This window comes from Candidatus Uhrbacteria bacterium CG10_big_fil_rev_8_21_14_0_10_50_16, assembly GCA_002774875.1.
Lineage (GTDB): Bacteria > Patescibacteriota > Patescibacteriia > UBA9934 > UBA11717 > UBA11717.
Genome location: PCYM01000010.1, coordinates 20,904 through 42,188, shown reverse-complemented (window position 1 = coordinate 42,188; position 21,285 = coordinate 20,904). Strand labels below are relative to the sequence as shown.

Here is a 21,285-nt window from a genome sequence, read left to right as displayed (position 1 = left end):
TCGTGGCTATCTTACTGTTCCCTTACGTGATCGTCAATGTGAGCGTGCCTCCTCGCCCAAACGCAGAATAACGGCCAAACAGATCGCGAGTAAATACAAACCAGACGGCTGTGTCCAAAGATAATGATCGACGCACGCCAGTGCAAGTACGGTGATTCCAAGCGAGCAGGCCAAGAGAACACTCGTGTGGCGCCAATATCTTGGCAGATACCAGTTTGTCATTGCAATCAATCCGATCAACAACAAGAGGCCGAGAGCTCCAAGCTCAACCAACACAAGCCCAAACACATTGTGCGCAGGTTGATACGTCCATGCATGAAGTAGCGGTTGTCGTTCTTCCAATGCGAAAACCATATTCCCAATGCCGGCTCCCCCTACAAATGACGAGATATTTTGTGTCGCAAGCGTTCCTACATCTCCCCATTGATCCACGCGTTCTATCACGGACTGTGTTTCTAATCGATTCGTCACATCAAACCGCGTTAGAAGAATTGACCCAAGCGATACAACCATAATCGTCATCACGACAAGAGCGATCGTGACCGGTTTTTTGAGACGTTGTAAAAATAACCGATCGTTATTTATGCGCGATCCAATGAGCAATACAACTACTCCCAGCAACGCCGCCAACCAGGCACCACGCGAGGCCGTAAGTATCAATGCTCCCGCTATCACCACTGTGGCGCACCAAAGCAACGTTTCCGACATCTGCATCCGTGCGCGGCCAATCACCCCCAAAACCGCCACAAGTCCCACGGCCAAAAATCCTCCAAATATATTCGGGTGCGGGAAACTTCCATAGGCTCGCAACCACCGCCCCTGCGTCTGTTCAATAACCGCCGTGCCCAAAACAGCAGGATCCTGCGCCGCGATTCCAAGAAGTGTTGAGGCACCTATCGACTGTGTGGCAGATTGTATCCATCCAAATAGTGACGGCACCATCATACCCAACGCAATCCCCGCCAAAATAACATCCGGAGAAGCATCCCGATCCAGCACAATCGCCGTAAACAATCCCACCGCAAGCAACAAGTGTCCTGCGGCCACGATTGCAACACGCGGCTCCAAACTCCAAAAAATAGAACCAACACTCCATACAACCAACGCCCCAAAACATCCCAACGCAGCACGTCGCACAAACGAAAGATCCATCCACCGGCGGGTCTGCTGTACAACCACAGGAAGAACGACGGCAAGATATCCCACAAGCAGCACATCAAACACGTACACACTGAGCCGACCATACTGCGTCACCTCACTTTGCATCAACACATCCTGCACAATCCATCGCGTTTGCCACGGCAGTACAAGAAGGAATAAAAACAAGAGAACGTTACGGTAATAGTTCATAGGATTGGCATCGTTGATTCCACGCGTTTACAATTTGTCGACGTTGATCCGCGACATGAAACTTGAGCATTGTGTCGTTTACCACAACGTCTGTTGAGTGATTCATTTTGGTGCGGATCGCTTCGGGGAATCTGCGTTCTGACAGACGTTTTGCCAGTCCGTTCATGATGGACATCAGACCCGTTATCTGAACGATCCAATACACCCACTGACCCATTGCTTGACCATTCTTAACTCGACGATACCAGGCAACACGCACCGGCGTCGCGTTTGGAAGCGTCTCACGTGCCCAAGCGTTTGCCTCCCAAAACTCCGCAAACACCCCGTCGTCCACAAGCGGAACGAGTGACGTCAACCAATACGCCAAATAAGGATCGTCTGGATGAATGCGCAGTCGTGAAAGATCCAACCGTGTTTGGTCCACAAAAAACGTAAAATCAATTGGATGCTGTCTACGCACACCGGGTCGTGCTCGTCGTATCATCAGAGGAACCACGCACAAAAAACGTACAAACCAAACGCACCCTGAGCGCGTAATCACAAACAAATCAATATCACTTTCTGAACGCGTCGCCTCCCACGCAAGGGTATTGCCAACCGCCACTAAACGCACACCTGGAATGAGTGCCGCCCACCACGCCACACGACGTGCAATCCGCCACTTGATGTTTGCATCAGAAAATTGCGTTTGCTGTGTTGCAAATACGGCTTCCTCGCCCACCAAAACAACACGACCATTCTCTAGAGAAAGCAGTGACCGTTCGCACGCATACCGCACAGCCACAATCACCTCTCCAAGCGTCCATGACAGCGTTGGACAATACAACCAGCGCCAACAATCCGTGGGTGTCACGGCCTGTCCACGCAATGTAAAAAAGGCAACCGTGCGCAATATGTCGCGCAAGATTGCCTCCTGTGGTTGTCCCACAGTCAAAGACATACTAGTTGTTTTTGGCCTTTGATTTTTCCATTCCACGAAACACGTAGAACTGTTGAATCACACTTACAACACTTGATGTTAACCAGTACAGCGTCACACCACCCGGCAATGATGCACCAAAGACAATCGTCACCAGTGGCATGGTGTAGAGCATTGATTTGCTCATGGCAGCCGTCATAGACTCATCCTTTGCGCCTGGCTTCTTTGCCAGCTCTTTTGGTGGTCGATTAACCTGCAACTGACGTGCTTGCACATACTGCACCGCACCCGCCAAAATCGCGAGTGGGATGCTACGTGCATGCAGATCCATAAAACCAAACAACGTACTGTTAATCACCTCAGGTGCAGGAACAAACGCATACAAATTAGAAATAAATTCTGGATTTGTAATAGACTGTCGCAACACACTGTAGAGTGCTAGCAACACCGGCAGCTGAATCACCATGGGCAAGCAAGAAGAAAACGGGTTCACCTTTTCCTCTTTATAGAGCTCCATAAGTGCCTTTGCCTGGCCCTCTTTGTCGTCCTTGTACTGCTCTTTTACCTCTTCCACTTTGGGCTGTAACTCCTGCATCGCCTTTTGCGACGAAAGTGATTTGCCTGTAAACGGCCACAAAATCAACTTAATCAACACAGTAAGAACAACAATAGCGACACCAAGATCCTGCCCCGGAATCATCTCGTACAAAAAGACGAGTGCGTTATATATCGGTTGTGTAAGAATGAGAAAGAAAAGATTTCCCATACTACTCGGTAATCTCCTCGTGCGCTTCGTCTGACTCTTCCATCTCTACCGTTGGAAGCTCGTCCGCCTCAAGTCCCGCCTGTGCCTCCTCGGCCTCGTCGTCTGATTCATCCTCTAGGTCCGCTGTATCGTCGTTATCATCCGCAGCTTCTGCAAGCTCATCCAGGCTTTCCGTTAGGGTTGCTTGTTCTATTTCCTCAACAGCTTCTGCATCCACAACTTCCTCGGAGGCTCCCTCCGCGTCGGCTTCCACAACGGCAGGTTTGACAACCGCGATCGGCGTACGCACCGCTCCCTCACTCGATCCCTTTACCTCTCCACCTTCCTCGGCAACGTTAATGCGCCAATCCGTTAGTCGTGCAGCAAGGCGAACGTTTTGACCTCCACGACCAATCGCCAAGGACAATTGATCCGCTGCAACCGTCACCGTTGCCATTTTCTCGGACTCATCCAAGGTCACACCAGAAACTTTTGCGGGTGCGAGCGCATTCATGACAAACACACCGGGATCGGTATCAAATTCAATAATGTCTACTTTCTCGTTTCCAAGTTCCGCGATAATGGTCTGGATACGTGCGCCACGTTGTCCAATGCAGGCACCAATTGGATCCACACCTTCATCCTCACATGACACAGCTACCTTGGAACGAGACCCGGCCTCACGAGCAATAGATTCAATCTTCACGGTTCCATCGGCAATCTCGGGGATTTCCACTTTAAATAATTCCAACACAAGTTCTGGCGCCGTACGCGATACCAAAATTTCTGGTCCACGCACTCCAAGATCTACGGATCGCAAGAAGACTTTGATGCGCTCACCCGAGTTGTATCGCTCTCCGGGGATTTGATCGTCTGGGCGCATCACCGCGGTCCCACGACCAATGTCGACCAAAATCACACGTCCTTCACGACGCTGTACGGTCCCAATCAACACCTCACCTTCTTGATCTTTATACTCGTTGTAGAGTACCTCGCGCTCGGCTTCTCGGAGCTTCTGCGTAATCACCTGCTTGGCGGTCATGGCGGCCATGCGACCAAATTCACCAGGGACCTCCAACGGTTCTCGAATCACATCTCCAATTTGTGCATCGGGATTTTTTTGCTGCGCAACCGTTATCATGACCTCCGTTTTTGGATTGAACTTTGGCTCAGCATCTGCGTCCACTTCCTCTACCACCTCGCGTGGTTCGCGGCGTCCCTCTGGTACCTCGGGTTCCTCCACGAGCTCTGGGACCTCCTGATCTTCCACAACTGTTTTGACATCCCAAACCTTCACGCTTCCATCTTCCGTGTTAAATTGCGCTTCGATGTTTTGTAATTTGTGACCAAAGTCTTTTCTGAAAGCCGCCGAAAGGGCTGCCTCGATTGTTTCCATCACACTCTCATAGGAGAGTCCTTTTTCTTCGACGATTTGTCGAATGGCTTGTTCAATAGGTGAAGCCATAAAATTGTTTTGGTTAAGATTGTCTAAAAAATGAGCCCGGCCGCGGCCGAGTCATCTACATCGCTATACTAAGGGAATTCATTCGTGTTGTCAAGAGGTCGCTCGGAGTGGTGCAAAAATAAGTGACTCGGCAGGCCACGCCACTCTGCGTGCATTCGCACTCAGAAGACAGCTAGCCAGGAGTAAGCCTTGTACGTCTCTATCCGATTGTCCCTTTCTGTAAACACAATCCCTCGCTTCCTACATTGCCTGGACTCCTTCGTCGAATACACTCATCTTTAAACACAGTCGTTTTGAGAATACTCGTAAACTCGTATTTCAAAACACCATTGACGGCTGTACCCCATTGTGAAAAGCTAAAGCTGTTCCCTTACACATGTAGGAGAATAGGAGGCAGTATGTCGTGGGCAAATACCTGTCGCCCAATGGATAGTCAGTACGCGTTTGAGACAGTGCAGTCACAAGCAGGGTACCCCCGTCTCTACACGGGTCCTCAGCCAATTCGAGTGCAGATCACACTCCTGTCAGAACGTCTGGGCATAAGCCCGGAGCCTGCCATGAGCAACGTAGAACGCACCTGTCGCGCACCCCTGCCGGAAGGCGCCGAAGGATGGTTTGCAGTGCCCAGTCTGGCCGGACTCACAGGAGGTCCGCGTGGCAACGCACCCGAACGCTACCTACGCGGTATGCGACGCGTGGTTGGCGCTCTCTGCGCCTTTGGGTACAAGCGTACGAACCGGGTCCTGCTGGACGTTGCCATTAGCTACCGCACGGCGGAGTGTCTCGCGCACATCGCAGAGCAACAGGCCGGTGGCATTTGGGTCATCCCCGCCCAATTTGGAAAGCGGTTTGCCGGCGCTTCTGCGCAGCGTGCAAAGATGGTCTGCGCACCCGACGAGTTTCCTCTGGACATCATTTGCGTGGGTGCCATGCTCCTTGCGCATCCAACGCAGTTGCCAAGGCTTGGTGATCTGGGAATGATCTGTGGAGGGAACGACAACTCTCTTCTGAAGTCGCAACCGGCCACGCTCATGATTCTAGGAAGGAATCAAGCGCCGGAAATCCAGGTGATGCATGGCAGTGTCCATCACGCCTACCTGGGCGTTCCCACGGGGTTTGTGCCACAACTCAGCTGACTCCACACCCTTCCCATACGCCGTTCACTCTCTGTGAGCGGTCTCTTTTTTTAAAACAAAAAACTCCCGTAGGAGTTGATTGTGTTGTTTTACAGAGATGACACAGGCGGGATGTGGTCCTTAGACGTGTGAGAATAAGTTCCCCATCCCTCGTGCTCAGTGGCCTGCGGCCTTGAGCTTCCTATCTCCTTCCTCAAGGCGGCGGAGGATGTCCTCCGCTGCGCTCGTGTTGGGGGTGGGAGCCGGCTCCGGGGCGACCGTGGGGGTCAGCCCGGTGGAGGGGGCGGCGGCGACCTTGGCCTCCGAAGTCTTGAGGGCCTCGGCGAGGGCTGCCGTGAGCTCCCGGATCTTGTCCAGGAGCATCTCGCGACCCAGAACCGCCGTGTTCCCGGTCTCCTTGTCGGAGAGTCGAGCGGCGGTGAGCTCCTCGCGCAGGCTCTCGACCTGCTGGTCACGCGCCTCAAGGGCGCCCTCCAAAAGTTCGATCCGGTCGTAGGCCGCCGCAAGCATTCCGCTCGCGTCGTCGACGACCTGGATGGTCGACCCATCGTCGACCTGGCGAAACTCGATCACCACCGGAGGGGCGGAATGAGCCGTGGGGGTCGGCTCGGTGGAGCCGGGCAGGCTAGGCTTGGCGGGCCCGGAGGCGTCCGCCAGAACGCCCCGGGGGTTTCCCGGGGTGGTGATCTCGACCGTCGACGAGGTGGAAGAATCCTCGGCGGCCGTCGCCATCGAGGGCAGCAGTAGGAACGCCAACAAAAACACCTTCATGATCTCTCTCCTCCGGGCAACAGTTCTCTCTAAGAACCACCCGCCCGTGTCATCTCTTGTAAAGAACAACGCCAAAATATAGCAGAATAAGGCTTTTATGTCAAGGGTTGCTCGGGTTATGTTTAAAAAAGTGACTCGGAGGTAGAGACACGTCTTCGTGCCTTCGCACTCAGAAGACAGCTGGTCAGGAGTAAGTCTTGTACGTCTCTATCCGATTGTCACTTTTTCTAAACACAACCCTTCGCTCCTACATTACTAGATGATAAATGCTTGTTAGAGCGCGGAATCTCTTGATTGCAAAACCCTCATTGCGGCATTTGCTAAATACCTACAAAATGCTTAATTTCCTCGCTTTCTCCCCCCATAGTCACTGCAATCACATCCACGCGCCAGGGTTGCTCGCCATTCTCCAACAACCACGCCAGCGCCGCCCTCTCAATATGATGCACCTTTTGCGGCGTCACCGAATCCTCCGGGTACCCTGCCACATTGGATTGCCGCGTTTTTACCTCTACAAACACAATCTCCTTGCCCTGTTTTGCCACAATATCAATCTCACAGCCCGCTAAACGAACGTTGGTTTGCAAAACACGGTACCCCATTTTTTTGAGATACCGTGCCGCCATTAATTCACCTCGTTGTCCAACCTCCCGTCTCATTTTTTATGCTTCGGTTCAAAATACTTTTTGTCATCTTTTGTACTGTGGACCTGCGCGCGTGCCGCCGGAACGTCTTTGCGTACATAGCGAACAATCGCCAGAATCCACACGAGTATTGCAACCACGATCAACGGAAGCCAAAACCGTGCCGAAAGAAAAGGAATTTGCTGACCTGCCACAAACCAATACCAAAGACCAACGATTCCCATTACCACGAGCATCGATGCAAACTTCTTAGCAATCTCCACCTGAAAACGATCTTGCAGTTGTCGCCTACTCACCATCCGCACAAGCGATCCAACAATAATTAACGAAAGAAAAACAATAAAGTAGATACGCAGCGTTGTTGCGTTATAGAGAGGTATTGTTCCAAACCACCAAGCAAATGAGTAGACATCCATAGTTCTCTAGATTCTTCGACAGGTAAATCCATAATGATAATCGCCCGCGTCAAACGTCCCTTCGTACTGGAGAGCGTTTACCAAGCATAGTGATCGTGCCTCCTGCTCACTTAATCGGCGGCCTACATCGGGCCCCTGACGTGCGTCACCAAAGGGGTGCCAATCGACCACCATTAAAATGCCACCGGATTTTAGCAGACGAATGGCTTCTCGTACAACTTCTAGTCGATTTTCCAATAAAGAAAGGGCATCTACCAAAAAAACAGTATCAGCAATCTGATCCGTAAGAGGCACGCCACCCACACGTTCCAGGTGACCATGCACGACCTCAATGTTGCCCGCATGACCCAATTCACAGCGTCCTTTAATAGCCTGCAGGGCTGTTGGACGTAAATCAACCGCATAAACAATTCCCCGAGACCCCGCAAGGGAGGCCGCCGGAAAGGTCATGGTTCCCTGATGCCCTGCCAGAAAATCAACAACCGTGTGTCCGGATCGAATATTCCCGGCACGCGCAACGGTCATTGGCGAATAGAAACGTTGTTGCATTGCACCCTGCATATTATTTTCGTGTTGCCGGAATCACAAGACCCGTAATAAATGAGAGGATTTCCGTATGGAGCTGCACCATAATCCCAAATCCTACAAACATAATCACAATGCCGACGATTTTAATCAGCCCCTTTGTTCCACCCCACACGCCAAAATTTTGCTCGGCCCAATACGATTCACCACCAATCCATCCCACAACATCCTCCGCTTTCCAAATAGCAAAATACCCCAATGCAGACACAGCGCCGCCCAAAAGAATGCGTAATATCCAAGCCATAGTACGGAGAGTATAGCACGATTTCCTCTTTAAATCCGTGAACACAAAAACCGAGTACACGACTCGGTTTTCATTGAACCCCTGTGAATCCGGTCAGGAATCACACAAGATGGTGCGGACGAGAGGACATTTCACGTCGTCGCCTTGCTCCTCTCAATAGGGGCTTCCGCCCCTCTTGTCTTCGCTATGCTCAGTCACCCCCACCAAGTAAGGGGAAGGGTTTCCCCTTACCATCCCCTGGGTCCAAGTCCTCATCGTCCTTATAAAAAAAATCCCAGCAAGCTGAGATTTTTTTTTGGTGCGGACGAGAGGACTTGAACCTCCATCTCCCGAAAGAGACCAGCCCCTCAAGCTGGCGCGTCTACCGATTCCGCCACGTCCGCAGGCGATGAGAGTATGCCAGGTCTTGTCTTGCCTGTCAACGATCTTGACCAGCCAAACCGAGTATGGTACGTTTGCTCCGCAATTCACTTGCGCGCTTAGCTCAGTTGGTTAGAGCACCTCGTTTACACCGAGGGGGTCGAGGGTTCGAATCCCCCAGCGCGCACCAGCAAAAAACTCTCAGCTTGTCTGGGAGGTTTTTGTTGGTGTGCGCGTTGGAGAGAACAGGACCTGCGTCCTGTTCGACGGATTCGAACGGCCGGAGCCATGTTGCGCTGACAATGGTGAGAAGCGCAACGGCGAGGCCCGGACCTGAACCCGAATTTTCGGAAGAACATGAGAGGTGAAGGCGAATCCCCCAGCGCGCACCAGCAAAAAACTCTCAGCTTGTCTGGGAGGTTTTTGTTGGTGTGCGCGTTGGAGAGAACAGGACCTGCGGATAAAGGTGCCTGTCCCTTTTATCCACAGGAGTAGATAAATTCCCACTTCGCATGGAATACCACGTTAGAGACCGTGTCAGCGAAGGATTCAGACAATACAGGAGCGAGATGTGTTGCTTATAAATAATCCGTGTTGGGCGTCGACCCAATCTCTCGCATGTTTAGGCAATGTACCAGTATGTCGACGACTCCTTGCGGATCATTTAAAGCAATGCACCGAGCACAATTCTCAAAATACATGTGTTTGAAGGTGAAACAAAAAAAAGACCCTGGACCGCCAAGATCTTTTAAAACATCCGCTCGCGAGAAACAACCACGTTCAATGCCCCTTGCTCCGTAGTGACGTTAAATCGATCCCCTTCTATCTCAACCCCATCGGCCACCGCTTTTACAGACGTATCGTACAGCACTTCAAATGCCTCAAACGGGATGGTCGTAACCGCCGGAATAGACCGAAACCCTTTGCGTTTTTGTGTTGTAATCGTCACCTGTAATTTTCCATCTATCGGATTGGCAATGTCGGCCTCACCAGACGGTGCCTCCACAGACAGATTTAAAATCTCTAATTGGCCTGTCTTATTAGACACAAGATCATAGGCCTTTCCGTATCGAACTCGCGTAATAGCTTTTGGAAATCGCACACCTGTTAAAAACCGTTGACCGTTGATATTACCGACATCGAGTGACTCAATAATACGTTGAGAGAGCGTATCACAGGCTTGAACACCTTTTGGAACTCCTAAAATTCTGGCGAGCACATTTGGTTCTCCTACCGGAATAATGGCGAGCGTCGCCCCTGCATCTACAATCGTCGTTAGCACGCGATGCACCGTTTGATCGTTTCCAATCACCACAACAGTTTTAGCACCTGCCGCTACCTCTTTGCGAATTTGCTCATCAGGGTCTCTAAACAAGGCAAGGCGAACAATCTTTCCTTGCAACCCCAGGTCCGTAATACGATGTTCAATGGCGATCAATTCGCGTTCGTATTTTCGATCCTGCACTTCTGCATCGTAAATGTAGCAATACATTCCCTTTATTCACCGTCTTCCTCAACGGCCACGGACGCGCCGTTTGGCATCAGGATTTTCCCGTTGATCGTTGCGCCCGCTGCCACGCTTAGAACATGCGTTGTTAAATCACCTTCCAACACAGAAGAGGATGCTAGCTCTGCCTTTTCTTGCACGTGCACATTTCCCTTAATTCTCCCTGACAACATCAAATTATTGGCTGTGAGATCTGCGTCAATCACCGCCGTCACGCCCACAATCACGTTCCCAGATGCCGAAACGTTTCCGTGTACCATTCCCTCGATTGTCACGTCTCCATTACTGGTAAAATCTCCCTCTACTTTTACACCTTCTGCAATAATCGTTTCCCCTCCGACGCTTTTTCCTTTCATATTCATGATTGTTTTGTGTAAATACCCCTCCAACCTACATGTGATCTACAGGCGTTATGTGCATAATCGCCAACGTATTGGTCAACGTTATCAAGACCGCCTCACAAAGAGCAAGCCTACCGGCTGTGGATACATTATTCTCTGGATCCAAAATGCGCGTCGATGCGTAGTAACGAGAAAAGCTTTGAGCCAAATCAAACGCAAACTGCGGAACATCCGCCAGCGCCAAATACGTTGCACTTTCGCGCAAAACAATCGGGAAACGCGCCAAATGATCCACCACGTCCTCAGCCTCAGGAGAATCAATCACGGCCGCATCAAACGCGGGTTTCACGCCCGCTTTTTTCATCAGACTTTGAATACGTGAGGCCGTGTAGAGCAAGTATGGACCAGACACGCCTTCAAATGCGACCGCCTCGTCGATAGAAAAGACAATCTCCTTGTTTGGGTCCTGCTTAGCCATTGCATAGATCATCGCGGCATAACCAATAGCCGATGCCGTGTTGCGCACCTGCTTCTCAGACCACTCATTGTGTCTCTCACGAGTTTCTTTGAGCGCCGCGTCGCGCAATAAATCACGCAACTCCTCAAAACGAATAATGTTTCCCTTACGTGAGGACATCGCACCCTCTGGCAGCGTCACAAAATCATACGAGAGGTGCTCGTACGGGATATCACGTCCCATCAACTTCAGCGTGGCAAACAACTGTTGCATAGCAAGCGACTGACGTTTGTCGACCACAATGGCGCTACGGTCCAAATCATAATCCGAAGACTTTCGCTCGGCGAGCGCCAAATCTTTTGCGTTGTACAAATGCGTTCCATCGGTCTTCACAAGCAGACTCGCGCCTAACCCCTCCTCTTCCAAATCTACAATAATTGCCCCCTGACTCTCCACCGCAATCCCCTCAGCCTGCAACCGTTTTACAATACGTTTGGTGTCCTCTAACAAATCACTCTCGTAATATTGCACATCGATCGGAATCCCCATTTCCTTGAAAATCGCATAAATGGCATCGATCGACCACTGACGTGTAGTCTTCCAAAGCTTGGTCCAGTCTCCGCGTTTCTCCTCCAACTCACGTTGAATCTCGGAAATTTCTGCGCGTGCCTCCTCGTTTTCCTCCGCCGCATACGTAGCCTCCGTATACACACGTCCTAAAAAGTTGATCTCATCGCCCTTGGCTGGAACCTCATGCTCATGAAATTTTTGCATCGCCCACAAACACTTAGCCACGTTGTTACCAAGGTCGTTGATATAGCTGCAGGCAACCACGTCATGGCCCGTTGCGCGCAGGAGATTAATCGCCACATGTCCCACGACCATGTTACGAATATGCCCAATGTGCACCTCCTTATGCGTGTTAAAGTTAGCATACTCAATCATCACGCGACGTCCGTGCCCAATGGTCCATGTGCCGTAGTTTTCCTTCATCCTCAAAACTTGTTGCACAACCTGGTCGCCGTACTTGGCCATGTCGAACGTAAAGTTGACGTAGGGCCCGCGCGCCTCCACCTTTTGAATCACGCCCTTGGATCCAATCTTTGCGGCAAGCTCCGTGGCAATCTCCGATGGGTTACGCTTTAGCCCTTGCGCAAGGCTAAAACACGGAAACGCAACATCACCCAGCGTGCGCTGAGGTGGGAGTTCTAATTCTTCAAACGTTGGTGTGTACGTTTTGCCGATGGCGCCCTTGAGAGCCTTAAGCACCTCCAAACGCGCGGCAATATATGTGTACGATTGATCAGACATATTAGACGAGACGAACAAAATGACGCTTCCCTTTTTGTAACACTCCCACGCGTGCGATGGCGTCCGCATCAAACACGAGTTGACCATCTAACTTAACTGCACGTTGCGTAATCTGACGTCGTGCGTCAGACTTAGATGGACAGATCTTTGCCTCCTCCAACACATCCACATACGTCATCCCCTCACGCAATGTAAACGATGGCATCTCCTCTGGAATCGCTTTGTTGGTAAACACACTTGTAAAATGCGCGCGCGCTCTGTCTGCCGCCTCCGCATCGTTGTAAATCCGCACCAACTCCCACGCAAGCTGTGCCTTGGCTGCACGCGGATCGTCTGCTAACTCGCGTTTGATTTCATTGATACGTGCGAGTTCCACATCCGTGCACATGGTAAACGTTGGCCAGATGACATCGTCCGGTAACGTCATCACCTTACCAAACAAATCCTCGGGAGCCAGATCAATATTGATTGCGTTACCTTCTGATTTTCCGATCTTGCGACCAGATGCATCTGCCAACAACGGACGTGTGAGCACACCTTTCTCTTTGGCGTTGAGGCGTTTTTGCAAGGTACGTCCTGCCAACATATTGAATGTTTGATCCGTTCCGCCTACCTCCAAATCCACATCCATTGCCACCGAGTCATACCCTTGCATCAGTGGATACAAAAATTCATGGAGTCCGATTGGCAGTCCTTCCTTCATCCGCTTCTCAAACATATCCCGCTCCAACATCTGTTGAACGGTGAAGTTGGATGATAATTTGATCACATCGGAGAGATCCATCTTGGCCAGCCACTCGTGGTTGTATTTGATGGTGATGGGATTCTCCGGGAAATCAAAAATGGCTTTTGTCTTTTGGGCAAAGCCTTTTGCGTTACGTTTTGTCTCCTCGAGCGTAAGTGCCTTGCGCGCGTCTGCCTTACCTGTTGGATCGCCAAGCGTTGCCGTAAACGTTCCCATGAGCAAAATCACCTCGTGCCCCAATCGTTGAAACTCGCGCATCTTCCACAGTTGCACCGTGTGACCAATATGCACGTCCGTCGTCGTTGGATCCCACCCCAAATACAAACGCAAACGCTTACCGCTCATAAGTTGCTTCTTAAGCCAATCGGCGTCTGGGTAAACAGAATCCACGCCGCGCGAAAGCACTTCGTGAATCTTGTCGGGGTCTGTTATTATTTTGTGTTTTTTAAACATAAAAAGAGAGTGATAATCAAGAGAACGCTTCCAATTGCTGCTGTAGAGCGTCTCGTCGCGCGGTTGCCTCAGCAAGTTTTTCTTGCTCTTTTTGCACGGCTTCCGCGGGTGCATTATCAACGAATCCTTGATTGTTGAGTTTGGCACCGACGCTCTTGGTATAGGCTTCAACCGAGGCTAATTCCGCTTGTAATCGCGTTTTCTCGGCAGCAAGATCAATCACGCCCGCGAGTGGGATGTAGATTGTGTGGCCGCCTGCGACAAGAGAAACAGACCCCTCAGGCCGCTCCACGCCTGCACGCAACGTTAGCGTACCCACGCGACCCAGTCGCTTAATGATCTCCACCGTCGCTGTCATTGCGTCCACCGTCTCACCTGTTACAATCGCGTCCACGGTCTTTACAGGATCAATCTTGTAACTCGCACGCGTTGCACGAATCGCCGTCACGATCTCTTTTGCATTCTCAAAATTCACCACGGCAGGTGATTTGGTATCTGTCGAGACAATCTCTGGCCAGTCTTCAATAAGAAGCATCTTGTCCGATCCAAATTCCTCCCACAATCGTGTGGTGACAAACGGCATGTAGGGATGCCACATTTTTAAGAGGCATTGCAACACATAGAGCAGCATATCCTCCGTACTCTCTTTAAGCGCCGGGTCTTGCAGTTGAACCTTGGCCACCTCCACATACCAGTCGGCAAAATCGCTCCAGGTAACATCTCGTAATCGTTCCGCAGCAAGCGACAATTGAAAGTTTGGCTCACCAATCATAAATGGGATACCTGCGATCAACCGATTGAGTTCCCAAAGAATCCACGCATCTGCATCTGTAACAGGCGCGGGCGCTGAATCAATTTTGTGCACATCGCTCACCGACATGAACACAAAACGTGCAATGTTCCATAGCTTATTCACAAAGTTGCGGAAGCCGGCAATCTTCTCCTCGGAAAGTTTTACGTCATTCCCCGGAGTCGACCCCACCACAAGACTCAACCGTGTGGCATCGGCACCATACGTTTCCTTCATGGTCAGCGGATCAATGATGTTGTCCAATGACTTACTCATCTTGCGGCCTTGATCGTCTCGCACCATCCCGTGTAGATACGCATATCTAAACGGAACCTCGCCGAGCGCATACGTGGACATAAGAATCATGCGCGCCACCCAGAAGAACAAAATATCTCGGCCCGTCTCCAACAGGGTTGTTGGGTGATACATCTGTACATCAGGCGCGTCCGCATTGGGCCAGCCGAGTGTGGAGAACGTCCACATGCCCGCGGAAAACCAGGTGTCGAGCGTGTCCTCATCCTGTATCCAACCTTCGCCTTCTGGCGCGTCAACTCCCACAAAAACATCTTCTCCCCTATACCAAGCCGGCACACGATGTCCGTACCAAAGCTGGCGTGAAATACACCAAGGGCGCAGATTGTTAATCCAATGAAAATACGTTTTCTCAAACGATTCTGGGACAATCTTTACCTCCTTCGTCTCCACCACGTGCTGCATGAGCGATTTAAGCGTCACCTTTTCCCCATCATTTAACGCCGAGATTGGGTGATGTTTAGACTGTTTAAACGCAAACTCTTTCTCCACATCCACAAACCATTGAAGTTTTGGAAGAGGCTCAATAACGGCACCAGTGCGTTCTGCCGTGGCAATCATCTGCGTCGTCTCCTCCTCAGCCTCCAACAATCCTTCATCCTTTAACCACGCCACAATATTCTCACGCGCCTCTAACACAGGAAGACCTGCAACCAACGTGCCAGCCACCTCGGTCATGTTCGCCTGCTCATCAATCACCTGAATCATTTCCAGATTGTGACGTTTTGCCATGCCCTCGTCGATCACACTATGTGCCGGCGTCACACCAAGCGCTCCCGTTCCAAATGTTGGATCTACTTCTTCGTCTGCAATAATTTTGATCTTCAATTCCGCGCCGGCGAACAAAACATTGAACGTTTTTCCAACAAACGTTTTGTATCGTTCATCACTTGGATGCACCGCCACCGCCGTGTCTCCCACTTTTGTCTCGGGCCGTGTGGTTGCAATCGTAATCGGAAAATCTTTGCTGTACTTGAATGTGTAGAGTTTTCCTGCACGTTCCTTGGACACCAACTCGTCGTCTGAGATCACCGTCTGCCCCACCGGGTCCCAGTTGATCACACGGTACCCGCGATAAATGAGCCCATCGTCGTACATTTTTTTAAACATGGTTCGCACGGCTAGGTTCCGCGGCTCGTCCAACGTAAACGCCTCACGCGTCCAATCGATGCTGCAACCCATGCTGCGAACCTGGTGTTGGATGGTTGCGCGACTCTCCTCCACAAACGCATCCACGCGACCTAAAAATACTTCGCGACCCAAATCAAAACGTGTCTTCCCTTCTTCCTTCATTAACAATTTTTCCACCTTTACCTGTGTGGCGATCGCCGCGTGATCTGTCCCTGGCACCCACAAGGTTTTCTTTCCCTGCATACGTGCAAACCGCACCAAAATATCTTGAATCGCCAACATCACGGCGTGCCCCATGTGGAGCGTTCCTGTGGCGTTGGGCGGTGGCAAGACCATAGAAAAAACCTCCGTTCTATTACCTGGGAGGTTTTCTGGGGAATATAAACCGCTTTCGCGTTCTTTTAAGGCGATCTCATCTTCCTGTTTTGATGGCTCGTAGGCCTTTGGGAGCTCTGGCATATCCACTATTTCTCTAGGTTTAGCCTCCCAAATGTACCTTTCTCAGGCAAAAATCGCAAGGACCGAGATACACAATCATTCTTTTTCCCGCGCACGAATCTTTTTGATCGAATATCCGGTAAAGGAAAAAATGATTCCCCACACGATCGGCACAATGGTGATCGCCAAAAAGGCACCAACAACAATAAATAGAGACCATTCATCGTGACCCAAAACATGCCAGCTGTATTCAATCTCCGTCGTATTAGCAAGATAGCCGGCCGACCACACGAATGGAACCAGCGGCCACAAAAAAACAACGAACATCACCGTCCAAACAACGTCAAAAAAACCGCGAGTGCTTCCACCAAAGAAAAATAGAAGATCACTTCCAATTTTGAGCCACAACAAGAGCAATCCGACGAGCGCAAACACGTGCCCGTTTGTATAAAACGTTGATTGCAGCCATTTCCATGTTCGCGTTGAAACAAAACGGAGAACATAGACATACCATACGATCGCACCAATCGTCGCCAGTATCGTAGACAAAATAAAGAGTCCACGCTTATCCTCCGTAATAAAATAAGCAATCTTTGCGTGTGACAAAACAATAGCCAAAAGGCCAAAGACCCACGCCCATGTACGCAGCACCGGTTTTGAAAAAAAGCGAATCACCATCTTCATATTACACGCGGAATTTTTTTATCCGTTCCTTCATGGATTCTATCACTACCTTCTCCGCCTCAACAATCGTTTTGTTCATAAAACAAATACGCGCGAGTTCTCTGGTACCGGTAGGCTTAAACGGAAGCGCTAACTCCACGCTATCCATGCCACGGTGGGTGGAGATAAGACCACAAATGTGTTTTTGATAATCCTCGTACAGCAAGACAACGACTTCTGCCATAGGCGCATTCTTAATAAGCTCCTCAATCACGTCCGGCAAGTCCTCTTCACGCGCACCGGCATGGATAAAATCTTGCTGCGACAACACGCTCCACACAAGCCGCGTCGGCTCGTCGTTTTTGAGTCTCGCCAACGCGCGTCCCCACAATCGTAAGGTCTCCACTGATCGCGTTCTGTAAAGATTGTCGACAATCTCCTCGCGTCTTGCTCCTTGTCGCAACAGGGCGCTTGCACGTTTGAGCGTCTTTGGCGTGACCGTGGCTGTTTTAAAACTCTGCGTTTTGGCAATCATTCCCGTGAGCAACATCGTCGCCAAATCCTCTGTCATGGCGATACTTGGCCACTCGTCAATTTGGGTAAGCAGCACCTCGGCCGAACTGGTTGCCGTTAAATCTACCACGTTCACCTGACCAAAATGTTCATTCGCCGCGACATGGTCGATGTTAATCATCGGTGTCTCATAAAAAAATTCACTGTGTTTGGTATAGAGCTCGCCTAGTCCGTCCAACGAGGCAGCGCCGACAACTAAAATCAAATCGTATCGGAAGGTGCTTGTGTGCGTCTTGATGTCTGCCTCAGACCAGATGCCGTCTTTTGGTGTAAGGAAGATTTGTAATTCGTGATCTTCTACGTTGTAGGATAATTCATCGAGTGGAGCCTTGGACAAATCCACCGACACCACAAACTTGCGCAACTGCCCAAACGTTGGACGCACGCGTTCTAGTATGTGGAGAAAATCAAGCGTTTTGGGCGCCGGACCGTCTGCCGCCACAATGTCCGAGACCTTTCCGAGTTGATTGAGAATCTGCTGACACGCAAACCCCGTGACATACCCATCCACGCCCGATCCTTGTGCTAACACAATCACCGGCCGCTGAGCCCGTTTCATGAGTTCTAAGGTTTGTTCGTTTCGTGGAAGTGCCATGTTTCACTATAGATACTAGCTTCCATCTCTCTCCCCGCCAGATCGCACTCTGGGATTCTTCGCCGTCGTGCGGTACGCCTATCCGTTCTCTACAGGCATAAATGCCTTTGTATCGATCGTTTTTGACGAAGAGAGCACTATACCCTGCCCGCCGACGAGCGTCAATGGTGAGAGTGGGGCAAACAGCGCGGCGCAGATCATAGTCCGAGAGCGCGAGCTCACCTACATGACCTATAGGATGCGGATAGAAGACCTCGCGATCTGCGCCGCGCTGTTGGACGTGACTCCGGAGTTCCTGCAGATGCAGGCCGTACTGCTGCTCAACAAGCTCAAGACGTCCGACTCCGACCAGGCCTGACTAACAACGAGTTCCCGTCCCCTTCTCCCTGCGCTGGCCATCTGCCGGCGTGGAGGTACATTTTTTAAACAAAAAAAATAACGAGCCTTGCTCGGTATTTCTAAATGGTGGGCCACATCGTTCGCGAACGACGTGGTGGGCGTACCCGGACTCGAACCGGAGACCTCCACAATGTCAATGTGGCGCTCTAACCAACTGAGCTATACGCCCCTGTATTCTGCTCTTGTATCCGCGTGGATCGACCGCAAGGTATCACGCAAAATTATTCCGGTCAATCTCTTTATTACTCTCCCTTATCTGTTACACGGTCGTACCAGGTTTTTTCTTGACTGCGGGAAAACAACATAATAATCCAACCCCCGATAAACAACACCACAAACCCGGCCATAAGCCCCAGCAAGATCCCAACAAAGCCGAGCCCTCCCATAACCACAATCGCTTCACTTAATGATGACGATTGTGGGATATTCCCTGTTGCCGCCGATGCCCACAAAATTCCCAATTTTGCTGCCTGGTAGGCAATGAACGCCGAGAAGATAGAATAGAGACAACTAAACCGCACGCGCTTCATTTTACCCGGCCGCACAAGACTGATAATGGCAAACACCACGCCCCCAAAAATCCAATACACCAAAAACCAGAGGACAGTTAGTGACACTAAGAATGTTCCAAGTTCGGCGGTCATGTGGAGACAAGTATAGCAGATAATCCATCAAACAAGACAAAAATTACTCCACACCTTGAAAAATTGTCCAATATGCGCTAGATTCAAGCCCATGGGCCCGTAGCTCAACGGTTAGAGCACAGAGCTTATACCTCTGTGGTTGCAGGTTCGATTCCTGCCGGGCCTACCACCCCACTTGGCACGTTATGCCTTGTTTGGGGCAAGTACCCACTTAGAATCCCAATAATCTGTCGCTGGTATGGAATCACATGTTGGACAATTTACCATCGACGCCATCGACAAAGATGCCCGCTTGGACGTTTTTTTGGCACGCGTCGGCGAAACCTCTCGTGCAAAGGTACAAAAATACATTAAACAGTCTGGTGTAGAAATCAATGAGGATACCACCTACGTTCCCCACGAGTTTTTACAGGTGGGCGATGTGGTGGAGGTTGCCGACATGCGCTTTCCATACGAAAAAGATGAGACCGTTACCGATGCGGACCCAATGGAAAAAAAGGGTACCCTGCCAACGCTTAACATTCTCTTTGAAAACGACGACGTCATTGTGCTCAACAAGGCCGCCGGCGTACTGGTTCACCCTACACCTTCCTCCAACGAGTACTCACTTATGGACGCGCTTGTGGACTATGTGCCAGCAATGGCCACAGTGGGAGATAAACCCGAGGAGCGTGCAGGAATCGTGCATCGATTGGACCGTATGACCTCTGGCGTTATGATCGCTGCAAAAAATCAAGAGGCGTTCTTAGATCTCAAACACAAGTTTCAAAAACGGTTTGTTTACAAAAAATATCGTGCGCTTGTTGCCGGATCACTTCAAAAGGATTACGACACCGTGCTGTTTAAAATCATACGCTCCAAATCCGCCGGACGTATGGTGGCACGACCTGAGTCACAAGAAGGTAAAGATGCCAGCACCGACTACGAGGTAATTCAACGTTACGCCAATGCAACGGAGGTCGATGTCGATTTACACACCGGGCGTACCCACCAAATCCGCGCGCACTTTCATGCGCTTGGAAACCCTGTGGTCGGCGATCCGCTCTATGTGATTAAGAGCGTCAAACAAATTCCCTTCCCACGTTTGTGGCTCCACGCATATCAACTCACGCTCGCACTCCCCGGAGAGACCGAGGCACGCACGTTCGACGCACCCATCCCGCCCGAGCTTACCGAACTCACGGATCGACTTCACAAAATCTAACGCGCTATGATCATCACTCTCTCCGGATACCCAGGGTCCGGAAAATCCACCGTCGGAAAACTCTTGAGCGGTAAGCTTGGCTACAAGCGCTACTCAATGGGAGATTTTCAACGAACACTCGCGGAACAGAATGGCATGACACTCAACGAATGGAACGCCGAGGAAGAGCAGGAGGACGCGCACGATCGCATGGTAGAGGGGTATCAAACCAACCTCGGAAAAACGGAAGATAACTTTATTGTTGACGGACGACTTTCCTGGTATGCCATCCCACAATCATTCAAAGTGTTCCTCGGTGTAGACCCAGCTGAGGGAGCAAAACGCATCTTTGCCCACGCCAGTACGGGAGCCAGACCAAACGAGGTTCCCTACAAAAACGTAGAAGAAGCCCAGGAACTTGCTCGCCTACGGGTAGCGTCGGAAAACAAGCGTTTTAAAGAGTATTATGACGTAACCTACGATAATCCGGCCAATTTTGACCTGATTATCGACACTACGCACACGGCGCCAGAGGAGGTAGCACAGCAGATTATTGACAAAATGGGCACGATAGCGTAGATTAACGCCACATCGAAATATCTATATGAGCGACGAATCAAACAAGACAGAGGATCAAGTAGCCCCAGAGGAGGCGGTAGAGGAAACTCCAACAGAGGAAGCAGCAACACCTGCAGAGGAAGTTGCAAAGGCACCCGTTGAGGAAGCGGTAGAACCCGAGGTAGAGGTGGTCACCATGCCACATCGTGATCTTAAGCCAGGAATGGTGATCCGTGTTCACGAGATCATTAAGGACACCAACGCAAAGGGAGAGGAGCGACAGCGCGTACAGGTGTTTGAAGGAACACTCCTTGGATTAAACGGATCCGGAATCACTCGTACGATGACCGTGCGTAAGGTGACAGGCGAGATCGGCGTGGAGAAGATCTACCCGCTTTCCTCCCCACACGTGGAGAAAGTCGAGATTGTCAAAACACTTCGCGTTCGCCGTGCAAAGCTCTGGTTCTTGCGCAAGGGCAAGACCAAGCGTCGCATGAAGGAAGTCAAATAAAAATGGAGCCCGCGCCAGAGATGGTGCGGGTTTTTTGTT

At 50.7% G+C, this 21,285-nt stretch carries 22 protein-coding genes and 4 tRNA genes; 7 read left to right on the top strand and 19 right to left on the bottom strand.

From position 1 onward, the window contains the following. Positions 1-33: 33 nt before the first annotated feature. The 4 genes from COV06_04290 to nusA are packed head-to-tail and all read right to left on the bottom strand — an operon-like array spanning position 34 to position 4,479. Positions 34-1,350 carry a hypothetical protein gene (locus COV06_04290; GenBank protein PIR47274.1) on the bottom strand — a complete coding sequence of 439 codons (1,317 nt, stop codon included), beginning with the start codon at positions 1,348-1,350 and terminating at the stop codon, positions 34-36. Further along, positions 1,334-2,290, bottom strand: coding sequence for a hypothetical protein (locus COV06_04285; protein PIR47273.1), 957 nt, complete (start codon positions 2,288-2,290; stop codon positions 1,334-1,336). Before COV06_04285 ends, COV06_04290 begins: the two co-directional genes overlap by 17 nt. 1 nt (position 2,291) lies before the next feature. Continuing rightward, positions 2,292-3,035 carry a hypothetical protein gene (locus COV06_04280; GenBank protein PIR47272.1) on the bottom strand — a complete coding sequence of 248 codons (744 nt, stop codon included), beginning with the start codon at positions 3,033-3,035 and terminating at the stop codon, positions 2,292-2,294. Position 3,036: 1 nt separating this feature from the next. Next, the gene (gene nusA / locus COV06_04275; GenBank protein PIR47271.1) at positions 3,037-4,479 is read right to left on the bottom strand and encodes a transcription termination/antitermination protein NusA; all 1,443 of its coding nucleotides are present in this window, start codon (positions 4,477-4,479) and stop codon (positions 3,037-3,039) included. 425 nt (positions 4,480-4,904) lie between these two features. On the opposite strand from nusA, the gene COV06_04270 reads away from it, so the two are divergent. After that, positions 4,905-5,615 (top strand): hypothetical protein, encoded by a 711-nt coding sequence (locus tag COV06_04270; protein PIR47270.1) that lies wholly within the window; start codon positions 4,905-4,907, stop codon positions 5,613-5,615. Positions 5,616-5,771: 156 nt separating this feature from the next. Here COV06_04270 and COV06_04265 read toward each other — a convergent pair whose 3' ends face one another. The 6 genes from COV06_04265 to COV06_04240 form a co-directional block, all read right to left on the bottom strand. After that, positions 5,772-6,455 (bottom strand): hypothetical protein, encoded by a 684-nt coding sequence (locus COV06_04265; GenBank protein PIR47269.1) that lies wholly within the window; start codon positions 6,453-6,455, stop codon positions 5,772-5,774. A gap of 251 nt (positions 6,456-6,706) precedes the next feature. Beyond that, positions 6,707-7,045 (bottom strand): YraN family protein, encoded by a 339-nt coding sequence (locus COV06_04260; GenBank protein PIR47268.1) that lies wholly within the window; start codon positions 7,043-7,045, stop codon positions 6,707-6,709. After that, positions 7,042-7,446, bottom strand: a complete 405-nt coding sequence (locus COV06_04255; GenBank protein ID PIR47267.1) for a hypothetical protein — start codon at positions 7,444-7,446, stop codon at positions 7,042-7,044. Before COV06_04255 ends, COV06_04260 begins: the two co-directional genes overlap by 4 nt. Before the next feature lie 6 nt (positions 7,447-7,452). Next, positions 7,453-8,007: a hypothetical protein gene (locus tag COV06_04250; protein ID PIR47266.1), complete on the bottom strand. Its 555-nt coding sequence runs from the start codon at positions 8,005-8,007 to the stop codon at positions 7,453-7,455. Between the two features lies 1 nt (position 8,008). Beyond that, positions 8,009-8,275, bottom strand: coding sequence for a hypothetical protein (locus COV06_04245; GenBank protein PIR47265.1), 267 nt, complete (start codon positions 8,273-8,275; stop codon positions 8,009-8,011). A 296-nt stretch (positions 8,276-8,571) separates the two neighbouring features. Beyond that, positions 8,572-8,658: transfer RNA gene (locus COV06_04240), tRNA-Leu, on the bottom strand. A gap of 90 nt (positions 8,659-8,748) precedes the next feature. On the opposite strand from COV06_04240, the gene COV06_04235 reads away from it, so the two are divergent. Next, a tRNA-Val gene (locus COV06_04235) sits at positions 8,749-8,825 on the top strand. 558 nt (positions 8,826-9,383) lie between these two features. Here the strand turns inward: COV06_04235 and COV06_04230 are convergent. From COV06_04230 to COV06_04200, 7 genes are all read right to left on the bottom strand, one after another. Beyond that, entirely contained in the window at positions 9,384-10,127 is a 744-nt protein-coding gene (locus tag COV06_04230; GenBank protein PIR47264.1) for a hypothetical protein, read from the bottom strand. Between the two features lie 5 nt (positions 10,128-10,132). Then, the gene (locus tag COV06_04225) at positions 10,133-10,504 is read right to left on the bottom strand and encodes a hypothetical protein (protein ID PIR47263.1); all 372 of its coding nucleotides are present in this window, start codon (positions 10,502-10,504) and stop codon (positions 10,133-10,135) included. 28 nt (positions 10,505-10,532) lie between these two features. Beyond that, positions 10,533-12,338: an arginine--tRNA ligase gene (gene argS / locus COV06_04220; protein ID PIR47262.1), complete on the bottom strand. Its 1,806-nt coding sequence runs from the start codon at positions 12,336-12,338 to the stop codon at positions 10,533-10,535. Further along, positions 12,253-13,449 carry a tyrosine--tRNA ligase gene (locus COV06_04215; GenBank protein PIR47261.1) on the bottom strand — a complete coding sequence of 399 codons (1,197 nt, stop codon included), beginning with the start codon at positions 13,447-13,449 and terminating at the stop codon, positions 12,253-12,255. The genes argS and COV06_04215 overlap by 86 nt, the downstream gene beginning before the upstream one ends. 16 nt (positions 13,450-13,465) lie before the next feature. Next, a complete protein-coding gene (locus COV06_04210) occupies positions 13,466-16,141 on the bottom strand; it encodes a valine--tRNA ligase (protein PIR47260.1) in 2,676 nt (891 codons plus the stop codon). 75 nt (positions 16,142-16,216) lie between these two features. Continuing rightward, complete coding sequence (locus COV06_04205) at positions 16,217-16,804, bottom strand: hypothetical protein (protein PIR47259.1); 588 nt, start codon at positions 16,802-16,804, stop codon at positions 16,217-16,219. A 1-nt stretch (position 16,805) separates the two neighbouring features. Continuing rightward, entirely contained in the window at positions 16,806-17,951 is a 1,146-nt protein-coding gene (locus tag COV06_04200) for a hypothetical protein (protein ID PIR47258.1), read from the bottom strand. A 67-nt stretch (positions 17,952-18,018) separates the two neighbouring features. Here COV06_04200 and COV06_04195 point away from each other — a divergent pair, with 67 nt between their 5' ends. Further along, complete coding sequence (locus tag COV06_04195) at positions 18,019-18,309, top strand: hypothetical protein (GenBank protein ID PIR47257.1); 291 nt, start codon at positions 18,019-18,021, stop codon at positions 18,307-18,309. A 133-nt stretch (positions 18,310-18,442) separates the two neighbouring features. Here the strand turns inward: COV06_04195 and COV06_04190 are convergent. Together COV06_04190 and COV06_04185 are read right to left on the bottom strand one after the other, a co-directional pair. Continuing rightward, positions 18,443-18,519: transfer RNA gene (locus tag COV06_04190), tRNA-Val, on the bottom strand. Between the two features lie 73 nt (positions 18,520-18,592). Beyond that, complete coding sequence (locus COV06_04185; protein PIR47256.1) at positions 18,593-18,994, bottom strand: hypothetical protein; 402 nt, start codon at positions 18,992-18,994, stop codon at positions 18,593-18,595. A 93-nt stretch (positions 18,995-19,087) separates the two neighbouring features. Here COV06_04185 and COV06_04180 point away from each other — a divergent pair. The 4 genes from COV06_04180 to COV06_04165 all read left to right on the top strand — a co-directional run bounded on the left by COV06_04180 (position 19,088) and on the right by COV06_04165 (position 21,246). Then, a tRNA-Ile gene (locus COV06_04180) sits at positions 19,088-19,163 on the top strand. A 69-nt stretch (positions 19,164-19,232) separates the two neighbouring features. Beyond that, complete coding sequence (locus tag COV06_04175) at positions 19,233-20,198, top strand: hypothetical protein (protein PIR47255.1); 966 nt, start codon at positions 19,233-19,235, stop codon at positions 20,196-20,198. 6 nt (positions 20,199-20,204) lie between these two features. Continuing rightward, the gene (locus tag COV06_04170; protein ID PIR47254.1) at positions 20,205-20,756 is read left to right on the top strand and encodes a hypothetical protein; all 552 of its coding nucleotides are present in this window, start codon (positions 20,205-20,207) and stop codon (positions 20,754-20,756) included. 175 nt (positions 20,757-20,931) lie between these two features. Further along, positions 20,932-21,246 carry a 50S ribosomal protein L19 gene (locus COV06_04165; protein ID PIR47327.1) on the top strand — a complete coding sequence of 105 codons (315 nt, stop codon included), beginning with the start codon at positions 20,932-20,934 and terminating at the stop codon, positions 21,244-21,246. The last annotated feature ends 39 nt before the right edge of the window (positions 21,247-21,285 follow it).

What these genes read in the sequence shown, in the direction of transcription:
- COV06_04175 (PIR47255.1), top strand. Translation starts at nt 19,233, where the DNA reads ATGGAATCACATGTTGGACAATTTACCATCGACGCCATCGACAAAGAT.
- COV06_04255 (PIR47267.1), bottom strand. Translation starts at nt 7,446, where the DNA reads ATGGATGTCTACTCATTTGCTTGGTGGTTTGGAACAATACCTCTCTAT.
- COV06_04210 (PIR47260.1), bottom strand. Translation starts at nt 16,141, where the DNA reads ATGCCAGAGCTCCCAAAGGCCTACGAGCCATCAAAACAGGAAGATGAG.
- COV06_04170 (PIR47254.1), top strand. Translation starts at nt 20,205, where the DNA reads ATGATCATCACTCTCTCCGGATACCCAGGGTCCGGAAAATCCACCGTC.
- argS (PIR47262.1), bottom strand. Translation starts at nt 12,338, where the DNA reads ATGGTCAACTCGTGTTTGATGCGGACGCCATCGCACGCGTGGGAGTGT.
- COV06_04245 (PIR47265.1), bottom strand. Translation starts at nt 8,275, where the DNA reads ATGGCTTGGATATTACGCATTCTTTTGGGCGGCGCTGTGTCTGCATTG.
- COV06_04260 (PIR47268.1), bottom strand. Translation starts at nt 7,045, where the DNA reads ATGAGACGGGAGGTTGGACAACGAGGTGAATTAATGGCGGCACGGTAT.
- nusA (PIR47271.1), bottom strand. Translation starts at nt 4,479, where the DNA reads ATGGCTTCACCTATTGAACAAGCCATTCGACAAATCGTCGAAGAAAAA.
- COV06_04290 (PIR47274.1), bottom strand. Translation starts at nt 1,350, where the DNA reads ATGAACTATTACCGTAACGTTCTCTTGTTTTTATTCCTTCTTGTACTG.
- COV06_04250 (PIR47266.1), bottom strand. Translation starts at nt 8,007, where the DNA reads ATGCAGGGTGCAATGCAACAACGTTTCTATTCGCCAATGACCGTTGCG.
- COV06_04230 (PIR47264.1), bottom strand. Translation starts at nt 10,127, where the DNA reads ATGTATTGCTACATTTACGATGCAGAAGTGCAGGATCGAAAATACGAA.
- COV06_04280 (PIR47272.1), bottom strand. Translation starts at nt 3,035, where the DNA reads ATGGGAAATCTTTTCTTTCTCATTCTTACACAACCGATATATAACGCA.
- COV06_04165 (PIR47327.1), top strand. Translation starts at nt 20,932, where the DNA reads ATGCCACATCGTGATCTTAAGCCAGGAATGGTGATCCGTGTTCACGAG.
- COV06_04185 (PIR47256.1), bottom strand. Translation starts at nt 18,994, where the DNA reads ATGACCGCCGAACTTGGAACATTCTTAGTGTCACTAACTGTCCTCTGG.
- COV06_04215 (PIR47261.1), bottom strand. Translation starts at nt 13,449, where the DNA reads ATGTTTAAAAAACACAAAATAATAACAGACCCCGACAAGATTCACGAA.
- COV06_04205 (PIR47259.1), bottom strand. Translation starts at nt 16,804, where the DNA reads ATGAAGATGGTGATTCGCTTTTTTTCAAAACCGGTGCTGCGTACATGG.
- COV06_04225 (PIR47263.1), bottom strand. Translation starts at nt 10,504, where the DNA reads ATGAATATGAAAGGAAAAAGCGTCGGAGGGGAAACGATTATTGCAGAA.
- COV06_04270 (PIR47270.1), top strand. Translation starts at nt 4,905, where the DNA reads ATGGATAGTCAGTACGCGTTTGAGACAGTGCAGTCACAAGCAGGGTAC.
- COV06_04285 (PIR47273.1), bottom strand. Translation starts at nt 2,290, where the DNA reads ATGTCTTTGACTGTGGGACAACCACAGGAGGCAATCTTGCGCGACATA.
- COV06_04200 (PIR47258.1), bottom strand. Translation starts at nt 17,951, where the DNA reads ATGGCACTTCCACGAAACGAACAAACCTTAGAACTCATGAAACGGGCT.